An 11408-nucleotide genomic window follows, 5' to 3' on the forward strand; every position below is an offset into this window, starting at 1 on the left:
ACTGAAGTTTTTCAGTGGCCTCGGACAGAGCGTTGGGGCCTTTGGATTGTAATAATGCTATTAGTTGTTGCAATGGCCTATGTCATCCCATTAACTGAATTTATCGTTAATGCACCTCCGGGATCACCACCATTCAAAACTTGGTAATATAATATTAATTAAAAAAGAGATAGCTCGTGTTTGGGCTATCTCTTTATACTTAATTTAGTCATATATTTGCAAAATCAATAATTTGGGAAGTGATCTTCGTGATCAAAAATCGGCATAATACATTTGCGTGTTTGCTTGTTATCTTATTTGGGTGTGCGTTGTTCTATATAGGAACCGATGGATTCCGAGCATTTACGTCAGAAACGGCACGGGTCAATAAACTAATTGGCGATAAGCCCAAATTCCCAGAAGTAAGCTTTGAGGATAGTAAAGGGCGGAATTATTCTATTTCTGAGTTTAAGGGTAAGTATGTATTTATTACCTTTCTTTATACGTCTTGTACAACAGTTTGCCCGCAATTAGAAATGAACATGTCTAAGGTTTACGATAAGATACCAAGCAAATATATGGGCAAAGATATTGAATTTTTAAGCATAAGTTTTGATCCTGTCAGGGATGATCCAGGTACATTAGAAAAGTACCGGGGCTATTTTAATAGTGATGGAGAAACATGGAGGATGGCAAGAATACCAAATCAAGCTGAATTGGATTCGTTGTTAAAAAAATTTGGTGTTATTGTTATTCCTGACGGAAATGGAAGTTTTGCACATAATTCAGCTTTTTATTTGGTGGATAAAAATGGCAGTCTGCTTGATGTCTTAGACTATAAAAAGATTGATGAAGCAGCTAATAAGCTTGTAGGCATTCTTAAGAAGGAAGCGGGGGAGTAATCTTGAAGCAATCAATCTATGGCTTATTGTTACTTCTTGCCTTAATACTTCCTCCTGTTGCAAATTTAATGGAATCAGTCTTGGTTATTCACATGCATATGCAAATGCCTTTGTTAATTTTTACAGGATTTCTAATAGCACGATTTTTTCAACTGCGATTCCCTCACTTTTTTGAAAAATGGAATGGCAATGGTGTACCAGGAATTTTGTTGTTTGTTATCATAGTTGTTTACTGGACGCTGCCTCGTTCAATGGATGAAGCATTGAATGAACAAAGCATGGAACTATTTAAATTTGTCAGTTTACCATTTTTAGCTGGTATAGCACTAAGGGATAGCTGGAAAAAACTTCGCTCAATTGAGAAGGACATTACTTTTTACCTTTTTGTAATCTTGTTTTTTGGAATGGGCTGGTTGTACATTGACTCGCCTGTGCAATTATGTAATAACTACCTTGTAATCGAGCAAATCACGCTTGGCTGGGGATTTTTGACGATGGCAATCTGCATGGTAATTTATAAGGTTTATATCGCTTTTGTTGATCCATCGAAATATGAATAATTAAATACAGATGAGCCTAATCCTTTATGGATTAGGCTCTATTTTGTGAAAAGGCTAAAATACGAATGTAATTTGGTACTTTTTACAAATGATTACTGTTGGAAAAGGAAAATTTTTTGAAATTGAAATATACTATAAGGGAAGGGACGTGATGATTTTGAAAAAAGGTTATATGGTGATTGGAATAATTGTAGCAGTGATTGTTATTTTTGGTGCAATGTTAATTTCCAGCTATAACTCTTTTGTCAATTTAGAGGAAAATGTGGACCAGTCCTATTCTCAAATTGAAAACCAACTGCAAAGAAGGCTGGATTTAATTCCGAACTTAGTAAATACAGTGAAGGGTTTTGCTTCGCATGAAAAAGAAGTGATTGCATCAATCTCAGATGCACGTGCAAAACTAGCCGGTGCGAATACGCCGCAGGCACAAGCCACAGCCAACGCAGAACTTTCAGGTGCGTTAAGCCGTCTACTTGTAGTCGTAGAAAATTATCCCGATCTTAAAGCAAATCAGCAGTTTACCCAATTGATGGATGAACTTGCAGGAACAGAAAACAGAATAGCTGTCGCACGTAAAGATTATAATGATCAAGTAGCGGAGTACAATAAAAAAGTAAAAAGATTCCCTGGGGCAATTATTGCAGGCATAACTGGGTTTGAAGAAAAAGAATATTTTAAAGCGGACCCTAGTGCCAAAGAGGCTCCAAAAGTTGACTTTGGGGACGATCAATAATGAAAATAAAACGGATCTTCAGCCTTTTGTTGGTGTTTATCACTTTTTTTCTTTGTGCTGTGAATGCACAAGCTGAGGATGTCCAAATTCCGTCACCTGTTGGAGACATTTACGTACAGGATTTTGCCAATGTATTAAACGAAACAGAAAGAGCAGAATTAATCAATTTAGGCAGGAACATTGAAGACCAAACAACGGCACAAATTGCAGTTTTGACAGTAGAAACAATAGGAGACCAAACGATAGAAGAGTTTGCAAATGAAGCTTTTCGGCAATATGGAATCGGAAATAAACAGGAAAACAACGGTGTATTGCTCGTCTTGTCTATGCAAGAACGCAAAGTAAGGATCGAAGTAGGCTATGGATTGGAAGGCAGAATTCCGGATGGAAAAGCAGGTCGAATTCTTGATGGATATGCCATTCCATTTTTAAAAAATCAACAGCCAAATCGAGCAATTGTTGAAACCTATAAAGCTCTAACAAAAGAAGTCCTCGCTGAGTATGGCAATGAAGGAGACGTTAGTAAGCAGACACAGGCAACCGGTGAAAAAGGATTTGGTATTCCCGGTTGGTTAATGGTCATTGTTATTATTGGCGTTGTGTTTTTAGATTTTAAGTTTTTTGGAGGAACGCTCACCTACCTTCTCTTATCTATAATCTCCAGAGGTGGAGGTAGAGGAGGCGGTGGTAGTGGTGGTTCTAGAGGGGGCGGAGGAGGTTCATCAGGTGGCGGTGGTGCAGGCCGAGGATGGTGATACCCTTGCCAGAAAATCGAAAAACTGTTAGGAGGCCTTTCTCCTAACAGTTTTTTATATTCTATTAATTTTTATTAATAAATTCTTATGGTTCGTCAGTTATCGTTGCCATTTTTCGAGCCCTTAGAAACTTTATTACATTTAAAACAATCGTTTTTACTACGGCATAGAACGGTACTGCCAACACCATCCCTAAGATTCCAGCTAAATTTCCTGCAGCGAGTAAAACAATAATAATTGTCGCTGGATGGGTATCCAATGATTTTCCAAGGATGAGCGGAGATAAGACATTGCCTTCAACCTGCTGAGCGATAACGATAATCACGATAACCAATAAGGCTTTGGTAGGTGAATCAAAAAGAGCAACAATCACAGCAGGGGCACCGCCGAGAATTGGCCCGACATAAGGAATTATATTGGTAAACGCTACAATTAAGGCCATAACTAGCGCAAATGGCAAATCAATAATCAAGTATCCAACAAAAGCAAGAGTTCCTACTGACAGGGCTACAATGACTTGTCCCTGAATATAGGAGGAAAGTGTTTCACCAGTCTCTTTCAACATAATCAACCCGGCATCTCTATATGTTGCAGGAAGGAATTTAGCGAGGGCCTTAGGGAACTTATGTCCATCCTTAAACATGTAGAATAATAAAAAAGGAACGGTGGCTAAAATGACCGCAATATTAGCAAACACACCGAGTATATTTGTAATGCCACCGGTAACCCTATCCGGTAAGGTGTTTGCGTAGGCAATCAGTTTTTGTTTACCTGTTTCCAAAAGGTCATTTTGCTCTTTCATGATCCATTTGAATTCAGAACTGCGTGATAGCTTATCAAAATACTGCAAGGTCTTGTTAGCATAATCAGGAAGTGCATTCGCAAGGGCGGTGAATTGCTCTGTGATGGCAGGGACCAAGCTCCCAATCGCTAATACAAGAATGCCAATAAACACGACATAAATGATGAGGATGGCAAGAATTCTTGGCACTTTTTGACGCTGAAGAAAATTAACGATTGGATTTAGTAAGAAAAATAGAAATCCGGTAATAAGAATTGGGAAAAAAAGAGTAGAGAAAAAGATCCCAATCGGCATGAATAAAAATGAAATCTTTGTTGAGACAAAGATGATGGTTAAAATTAATAGGATCTGGATTAACCCATATTGGAATTTTCTTTTTGACATTATGTACCCCTTTTTCTTTTATTATAGCTAAAATTATATCAAAAACATGGAACAGAAGACAAATTCTAGAATTTTTCATGGTGTCAGGCACCACTCAAAAAAAATGAAACTTTCGCCTCATTTTATCGTATACTTAATAGGAATATTTTACATATGTGGAATAGGGGTGTTAAACATGGAATTGCAAAAAGAAGTAAATACTTTGAATGAGAATCCGAAGTTATTAGGAATGTTTACAAGTCCAGGTATGCAGTTTGAGAGGATTAAGCAAAGCCCGAAAATATGGGTACCGCTTATTATTATTAGTTTTCTCTATGTGATCGGAATGTCCTTTATGGCACTATCTTTGGATGCAGATACTTTAATTGAACAGGGAGTGCCAAAAGACCAGATAGATTTGGTGTTAACCATTACAAAAGTAACCGTTATGGTAACAGGTATCATTACGCCTATTTTTGGTGTGCTAATCAGCAGTGCGATCCAATTAGCGATTGCAAGAATTGCTAGTTCAACGGTTTCTTTTAAACAATTATTTTCTATGAATACTTATATCATGATAATCGGTGCGGCAGGTCTAATTTTAAATATGGCAATTAGCTTTGCAATCGGTGGAAATCCAGAAATATATATTACTAGTTTAGCAGGGCTGCTGGATCAAGAAAAAGCAGGTGTCTTAGGTTCTATCGAGGTATTTGGGATTTGGTCAGTTATATTAACTGCACTTGGACTGAATAAAACAGCACAATTTTCTAAAGGGCTTGCATGGACGATTGCAATCATATTCTTCCTAATTAGTATTGGCTTTGGATTGATAGGAACTCTATTGCAAGGAGCACCGAATTTATAATGAAAAAGAAAACTTGGATTGCGCTAGGTGTAATTAGTTTGGTCATCATTATGATTTCTGTCAGTGTCTACCGGCAAGTTTTTGCAAAAGGACCTTCCGTTAAAACCGCAGAAATCAGCCAAGAGGAGATCTCCTCACTTTTGATGATTCCCGGTACCGTGAAACTTCCAGAGGAACAACTTGTGTATGCAACTCCTGATAAAGGGGAGATCAAGGAACTGCTAGTAAAAGAAGGTCAAATAGTAAAAAAAGGCACTGTCTTGGCCAAATTGCAGAACGCTCAGTTAGAGCTTGAAATTGAGCAAAATAAATTATCGATCCAATCAGCTAACCTAAAAATAAGCCAAATAGATAAAAAAATAGAGCAGCTAGAAGAGAAAGAAAAAACGTTGAGTGAGCAGGCTGGAGTAGGTAAAAAAGAAGCTAAAAAACAGCTTGCTCCTGAATTTGAACAGCTTGAGATGGAAAAAGAGTTAGCGAACATAGAACTAAAACAAACAGAGGTTCAAAAAGACCTGATTAGCAAACGCCAGGGTGACTTAGAGATTAAGAGTACAATGGATGGAATCGTTTTAGCAGCAAAAAAGCCAGTATCATCTTCGATCGAAGCAGCAAACGAGCCTATTATACATATTGGTAAGTTAGAAGGAATGACTGCATCGGGCCTTTTGTCTGAATACGATACACTAAAAGTTAGTGGTGGACAAAAAGTGATTATCCGATCTGATGCAGTACCTGGAAAAGAGTGGCAGGGTGTAATTACCAAGACTGCTATTTTGCCAGAGCAGAACCCAACTAGTTTGCAAAATGGCACCCAGGCTGTACAGTATCCCGTAACTGTAAAAATTTCCGGTGATACAAAAACGTTAAAACCAGGTTTCCAAGTCATTATGGAGATTGAAACGGACAAAAAGACAGCAATGGTTCTGCCGCTCGATGCATTATTTGATGATGGAGATAAGCCATATGTGTATCTTGTAAAGGATGGCAAGGCTAATAAGGAGAATGTCAAAACAGGCATCACATCAGGAAAGAAAATTGAAATCCTTGAAGGTGTATCAAAAGGAGACCAAGTCATCATTAATGGACCTGACAATATTAAGGATGGGTTGGAAGTGACAATCAAATGATCCGGCTAGAATCCATCACAAGATCGTTTTTGCTTGGAAAAGAGAGCGTTCATGTCTTAAACGGTATCAGTCTCACGATTCGTGAAGGTGAATTTGCTGCCATTATGGGTCCATCAGGTTCTGGGAAATCAACCTTAATGAATATTCTCGGCTGTTTGGATAAACCGACTGAGGGAGAGTATTACCTTGGCGGGGAAAATGTATCGCATTATCATGACAAAGAATTGGCGAGAGTTAGAAATCAATCGATTGGCTTTGTCTTTCAACAGTTCCATTTGCTACCGCGCTTATCAGCTTTAAAAAATGTCGAACTGCCAATGATTTATGCTGGAATCTCAAAAAAAGAGCGACAGGCCCGTGCTGAAGAGGCACTAATAAAAGTAGGTCTTTCGGATCGAATGAACCATCTTCCCAATTCCCTATCTGGGGGACAAAAGCAACGTGTAGCTATTGCGAGAGCAATTGTCAATAAACCAAAGTTGATATTAGCGGATGAGCCCACGGGTGCTCTTGATTCGAAGACAAGCAAGGACATTATGGAACAATTTAAGGAACTTAATGAGGAAGGTGTAACCATTATCGTCGTTACCCATGAATCAGAAGTGGCGGAATACGCGAACCGAACGATTATGGTTAGAGATGGAATGATTCAATCTCCTTCTATGGGTGTTGGGGGGCCGGCCCTATGAGTTTTATGGAAAATCTTTTTATGGCTTTAAGCTCACTTAAAGCCCATAAGATGCGAAGTATTCTAACGATGCTTGGAATTATTATTGGTGTGGGTGCTGTCATAATCGTGGTAGCAATCGGACAGGGCGGAGAGGCGATGCTTAAATCACAGATTACTGGTCCAGGGAATACTATTGAGATATTTTATCAGCCTTCTGATGAAGAAATGCGTGCAAACCCTAATGTATTTCAGCAAGCTCCATTCAAACAGGAAGATATCAGGGCGCTTGAACAAATTCCGGAAATTAATCGTGTAGTTGCATCAAGCACAAAATTGTCTACTTTTCGATTTCAAAAGGAAACAGGAGATGTGTCTACCACCGGTATAAATCAAGCTTATATCCATTTAAATGAGTTGAAAGTAGCAGAGGGAAGAAATTTTTCAGCTTCTGATTTTCTGGGCGGGCGCCGTGTGGGGTTAGTCAGTAACAAATTGCAGGAGGAATTATTTAAAGGGAAAAATCCCGTCGGAGATATTGTTACGGTAGCCAATCAACCAATTGAAATCATTGGGGTTTTAGAAAAACCAACCGGCCTTTTTTCCTTTGGTTCAATGGAAGTTTATCTACCTTTCCAAACATGGAAAACTATTTACGGAAGCAGCGATTTTAATCAAGTAACCCTTCAAGCAGAGTCTGCTGAGCAATTGCAGCTTGCAGGTAAAAAGGCTGCTAAGCTTTTAAATAATCTGCATAATACGGAAAAGTCTTATCAGGTTATCAATATGGAGGAAATCGCTCAAGGAGTAGGGCAAATTACAAAAATCATGACCTTAATTATCGGGAGTATTGCCGGTATCTCTTTATTTGTTGGCGGGATAGGTGTAATGAATATCATGCTTGTTTCGGTGACAGAAAGAACAAGGGAAATAGGAATCCGCATGGCATTAGGCGCAACTCGAGGCCAAGTATTGACCCAATTTTTAATAGAATCGATGACACTAACCTTTATTGGCGGCATCCTTGGAATATTACTAGGCTGGGGAACGTCAACTATAGTGAGTTTCTTTGCTGGCTGGCCATCCTTGGTGTCTTGGCAAGTAGTGTTAGGCGGCGTGTTGTTTTCGATGGTAATTGGTGTTGTGTTTGGACTGCTTCCAGCAAATAAAGCTTCCAAACTTGACCCGATTGACTCATTGAGATATGAGTAAAGTATTTTTTAAGTAATCTAAAAAGTCTACACACTGTGTAGGCTTTTTCTATTTATTGCTAAATAGTTAAATGTTTGCAGAAAATGGACTGTATGATAAAATAATTATAGGAATATTCAGTTAATATAATTAAATTTTGGCTGAGTTAGAATAATAGATTAGAAGGAGTCGAGCAGAGCATGGAGAAAGTGAGTGTAGAGAATAAAGGATATTTTGGAGAGTTCGGCGGAAGTTTTGTACCAGAGGATTTACAACTAGTAATGAACGAATTAGAGGAGCAATTTTTCCGTTATAAAGATGACCCGGAATTTATTGAGGAATTCAAATATTACCTAAAAGAATATGTAGGCAGAGAGAATCCGTTAACATTCGCTGAAAATTTAACCAAGCAAAATCAAGGGGCAAAAATTTATCTGAAACGAGAAGATTTGAATCATACAGGGGCACACAAAATTAATAATGCAATTGGTCAGATTCTTTTAGCAAAACGAATGGGTGCAAAGCGAATTATTGCTGAAACGGGAGCAGGCCAGCACGGTGTGGCAACTGCAACCGCATGTGCCATGTTTGGGATGGAATGTATTATTTATATGGGTAAACTGGATACGGAACGCCAAGCGCTCAACGTCTTTCGAATGGAATTATTAGGAGCCAAAGTTGTACCTGTTGATAAAGGGCAGGGCCGCTTAAAGGATGCCGTCGATGAAGCCTTGGGTGACTTGGTGCAAAACTATAAAAATACCTTCTATTTATTAGGTTCGGCCGTGGGTCCTCATCCTTATCCAACAATGGTCAAACACTTCCAAGCAATTATCAGCGAAGAATCGAAACGTCAAATTCTTGAAAAAGAAGGCAGGCTTCCAACAGCTGTAATTGCCTGTGCAGGAGGCGGGAGCAATGCCATTGGTGCCTTTGCCCATTATATTGACGAAAATGATGTGCGCTTAATTGGAGTTGAACCAGCTGAGGCACCGACGATGACTGAAGGGGTCCCAGCTGTGATCCATGGCTTTAGATGTTTAACATTACTAGATGAGAAGGGCGAGCCTAAACCAACGTATTCGATTGCTGCAGGACTTGATTATCCTGGTGTCGGTCCTGAGCACAGTCATTTGAAAACCAGCGGGCGGGCCGAATATGTAACCGTAACCGGGCAAGAAGCGCTCGAGGCGTTTCAGGTATTAAGCAAGACTGAAGGCATTATTCCTGCGTTAGAAAGTTCTCATGCTGTAGCATACGCCATTAAGTTGGCAAAAGAATTGGCAAACGACGATGTGCTGATTGTTAACTTATCAGGCCGTGGCGATAAAGATGTGGAGCAAGTATTTAAGATGTTAAAATAATTTAACAGCATTAAATATTGACCTAAAAAAGAGTCGTTAGTAACAAATGTGAATTTGTTGCAGCGGCTCTTTTTTTATTCATTTGAGCTATAAAGAATTTTTCTCTATAAATTGAATATAATTTAAGAACACATGTGACCGCACTTTGGATTCATAAGGGGACAAGTATGTATAGGAAAAAAATAAAATTCTATATTGATTTTAGCAGGTCAGGTGGATTCCCTTTTTATCAGCGGTTTTTTTTTATTTTCTTGGGGGCATCTCTGGTCGCTATTTCCTTGCAATTATTTTTGGTAGAAAATCATATTATTGACGGGGGGATTATTGGAATAAGCATCCTTCTTTCACATATTACAAGTGAAGAAATAGGATTGTTTTTGTTGATATTAAATACTCCTTTTTTCCTAATTGCTTATCGATTTCTGGGTAGAAGATTTCTCATGCTAAGCCTATTTGCTATTCTTGTCCTATCAATTGAAACCTATTTATTAGAACCGTTTCCTGTCATAACTGATAGCCCGATCGTGGTGATTGTCCTTGGAGGTATTAGTTTAGGACTCGGAGTTGGAATAACCATTCGGTTTGGGGGATGTTTTGATGGGACAGAGGTTTTGGCCATTTTGTTTAGTAAACGTTCCTCTTTTTCAATAGGGCAAATTATTCTGTTATTTAATATATTCATCTTTGGAAGTTCGATTTTCATATTTGGTCCTAAAGAGGCATTTTACTCTATAGCAACCTTTCTCATAGCCTATAAGACTATTGATATTTCTATTCAGGCTCATTAATTTAAAAGTTTTTCCTTGGTGTTAGAAAGTGCAGTAAACCGTTTCTGTGTCAAACCAGCCTTTACTTTTTATGGAAAGGTTTTTAGCTACTCGGAAACAAAAATGGTGGTCGATCATAGAGAATTGGAAAACCTTATCTTACCATACCAAAATGCCCGGTCACCTATGTGACCGGGCATTTTTTAGGTAACTAGAGAGCTATTGTTTCTTTAAAAATTCTAGCACTCTTTCATTCACTAAGTCATTGGCTTCGGTTACATAGATATGACCTGCACCTTGTATAGTCAAAAATTCAGCATTCGGAATTTTCTCTGCTAATGTTACCCCATTTTGGTATGGGACCAATTTATCTTCGTCTCCATGGATCACCAATGTAGGAACCTTGATTTGGTCAATCTCGCTGTAAGTATCATGGGCTAAGCAGGCCTGGAGCTGAAGTATATATGCATAGGGAAGAACAGGTATTTCTATTCTTTTTTGGATGTCCTCTGCAACTAATTCCCGCTGATTTTCGATAAATGCTTGACTGTAAAGGATTGGAGCCGTGGCCCATGCCATTTCTTCTGGTGTTGCAATAGAGGAGCCCCTTGAAAGCATTAACATCGAGACATCGGCACTAGGTTGTACATGATTTACTCCGCCTGAGGTTGTACAACCTAGAACAAGCGAACGGATCCGTGTGGGATACATAAGTGCTAATCTTTGTGCAATCATCCCACCCATTGATATGCCATATACATGGGCTGAGTCAACACCGGCAGCATCCAAGACACACCTTGCATCTTCTGCCATTTTCTCGATGGAGTAGGGAGTATCTGGTTTGTCGCTGAGACCTGTACCGCGATTATCAAAAATAATTACCTTAAAATGCTCGCTTAAAGTAGGTAGAGTTCTAAACCAAGATTTTGAATTTAGTGACAACCCCATAATTAATAGTAAGGGTTCACCCTCACCATGAATCTCATAATAAAGATTAATTCCATTCCCGTTGGTTATTGGCATTCTAAAAAACTCCTCCTTTCCATAGATAACGGTAAATTATATGATAATGTGCAATAGTAAAGAACATAGAAGAGGGGAGGAATCATCCTCCCCTTCAGACTGTCGACAAATCCGAAAAACTTGGGTTTGCCGGCAGTCTTTTTTATGTCTTTGTTAATTTGTTTGTTGATTTGCGCTCCAGGCGCTTCGCTTTCCGCGGGCGTAGCGGGGAGCCTCCTCGGCGCTTAAGCGCCTGCGGGGTCTCCCCTGCTTCGTACTCCCGCAGGAGTCTTCGCGCCTTCCGCTCCAATCAACAAGTTATAAA

At 39.1% G+C, this 11408-nt stretch carries 12 protein-coding genes; 10 read left to right on the top strand and 2 right to left on the bottom strand.

Features of this window, described 5'->3' with window-relative positions; translation table 11 throughout:
• Positions 1-248 precede the first annotated feature (248 nt).
• From J7E77_RS28565 to J7E77_RS28580, 4 genes are all read left to right on the top strand, one after another.
• Positions 249-881: an SCO family protein gene (locus tag J7E77_RS28565; RefSeq protein WP_214718805.1), complete on the top strand. Its 633-nt coding sequence runs from the start codon at positions 249-251 to the stop codon at positions 879-881.
• Positions 882-883: 2 nt separating this feature from the next.
• The gene (locus J7E77_RS28570; protein WP_214718807.1) at positions 884-1441 is read left to right on the top strand and encodes a hypothetical protein; all 558 of its coding nucleotides are present in this window, start codon (positions 884-886) and stop codon (positions 1439-1441) included.
• A gap of 172 nt (positions 1442-1613) precedes the next feature.
• Entirely contained in the window at positions 1614-2174 is a 561-nt protein-coding gene (locus J7E77_RS28575) for a LemA family protein (protein ID WP_214732345.1), read from the top strand.
• The gene (locus J7E77_RS28580) at positions 2174-2929 is read left to right on the top strand and encodes a TPM domain-containing protein (RefSeq protein ID WP_214718812.1); all 756 of its coding nucleotides are present in this window, start codon (positions 2174-2176) and stop codon (positions 2927-2929) included. The genes J7E77_RS28575 and J7E77_RS28580 overlap by 1 nt, the downstream gene beginning before the upstream one ends.
• Positions 2930-3014: 85 nt before the next feature.
• On the opposite strand, the gene J7E77_RS28585 is transcribed toward J7E77_RS28580, so the two are convergent.
• Positions 3015-4115 (bottom strand): AI-2E family transporter, encoded by a 1101-nt coding sequence (locus J7E77_RS28585; RefSeq protein WP_214718814.1) that lies wholly within the window; start codon positions 4113-4115, stop codon positions 3015-3017.
• Between the two features lie 175 nt (positions 4116-4290).
• On the opposite strand from J7E77_RS28585, the gene yknW reads away from it, so the two are divergent.
• The 6 genes from yknW to J7E77_RS28615 all read left to right on the top strand — a co-directional run bounded on the left by yknW (position 4291) and on the right by J7E77_RS28615 (position 10102).
• Entirely contained in the window at positions 4291-4962 is a 672-nt protein-coding gene (yknW, locus tag J7E77_RS28590; RefSeq protein WP_214718817.1) for a YknW family membrane protein, read from the top strand.
• Complete coding sequence (locus tag J7E77_RS28595) at positions 4962-6092, top strand: efflux RND transporter periplasmic adaptor subunit (RefSeq protein WP_214718818.1); 1131 nt, start codon at positions 4962-4964, stop codon at positions 6090-6092. Before yknW ends, J7E77_RS28595 begins: the two co-directional genes overlap by 1 nt.
• Positions 6089-6781: an ABC transporter ATP-binding protein gene (locus J7E77_RS28600; RefSeq protein ID WP_214718820.1), complete on the top strand. Its 693-nt coding sequence runs from the start codon at positions 6089-6091 to the stop codon at positions 6779-6781. The genes J7E77_RS28595 and J7E77_RS28600 overlap by 4 nt, the downstream gene beginning before the upstream one ends.
• A complete protein-coding gene (locus J7E77_RS28605) occupies positions 6778-7971 on the top strand; it encodes an ABC transporter permease (protein WP_214718822.1) in 1194 nt (397 codons plus the stop codon). The genes J7E77_RS28600 and J7E77_RS28605 overlap by 4 nt, the downstream gene beginning before the upstream one ends.
• Before the next feature lie 179 nt (positions 7972-8150).
• Positions 8151-9314 carry a tryptophan synthase subunit beta gene (gene trpB / locus J7E77_RS28610; protein WP_214718824.1) on the top strand — a complete coding sequence of 388 codons (1164 nt, stop codon included), beginning with the start codon at positions 8151-8153 and terminating at the stop codon, positions 9312-9314.
• A gap of 167 nt (positions 9315-9481) precedes the next feature.
• A complete protein-coding gene (locus J7E77_RS28615) occupies positions 9482-10102 on the top strand; it encodes a YitT family protein (RefSeq protein ID WP_214718826.1) in 621 nt (206 codons plus the stop codon).
• A gap of 198 nt (positions 10103-10300) precedes the next feature.
• On the opposite strand, the gene J7E77_RS28620 is transcribed toward J7E77_RS28615, so the two are convergent.
• Positions 10301-11104 (bottom strand): alpha/beta fold hydrolase, encoded by an 804-nt coding sequence (locus J7E77_RS28620; protein ID WP_214718828.1) that lies wholly within the window; start codon positions 11102-11104, stop codon positions 10301-10303.
• Between the last annotated feature and the right edge of the window lie 304 nt (positions 11105-11408).

The organism is Bacillus sp. ISL-77 (assembly GCF_018613105.1).

Excerpts from the sequence above, each read along its gene's own strand:
- J7E77_RS28575 (WP_214732345.1), top strand. The coding sequence starts at position 1,614 with ATGGTGATTGGAATAATTGTAGCAGTGATTGTTATTTTTGGTGCAATG.
- J7E77_RS28600 (WP_214718820.1), top strand. The coding sequence starts at position 6,089 with ATGATCCGGCTAGAATCCATCACAAGATCGTTTTTGCTTGGAAAAGAG.
- J7E77_RS28595 (WP_214718818.1), top strand. The coding sequence starts at position 4,962 with ATGAAAAAGAAAACTTGGATTGCGCTAGGTGTAATTAGTTTGGTCATC.
- J7E77_RS28605 (WP_214718822.1), top strand. The coding sequence starts at position 6,778 with ATGAGTTTTATGGAAAATCTTTTTATGGCTTTAAGCTCACTTAAAGCC.
- J7E77_RS28585 (WP_214718814.1), bottom strand. The coding sequence starts at position 4,115 with ATGTCAAAAAGAAAATTCCAATATGGGTTAATCCAGATCCTATTAATT.
- trpB (WP_214718824.1), top strand. The coding sequence starts at position 8,151 with ATGGAGAAAGTGAGTGTAGAGAATAAAGGATATTTTGGAGAGTTCGGC.
- J7E77_RS28615 (WP_214718826.1), top strand. The coding sequence starts at position 9,482 with ATGTATAGGAAAAAAATAAAATTCTATATTGATTTTAGCAGGTCAGGT.
- J7E77_RS28580 (WP_214718812.1), top strand. The coding sequence starts at position 2,174 with ATGAAAATAAAACGGATCTTCAGCCTTTTGTTGGTGTTTATCACTTTT.
- yknW (WP_214718817.1), top strand. The coding sequence starts at position 4,291 with ATGGAATTGCAAAAAGAAGTAAATACTTTGAATGAGAATCCGAAGTTA.
- J7E77_RS28620 (WP_214718828.1), bottom strand. The coding sequence starts at position 11,104 with ATGCCAATAACCAACGGGAATGGAATTAATCTTTATTATGAGATTCAT.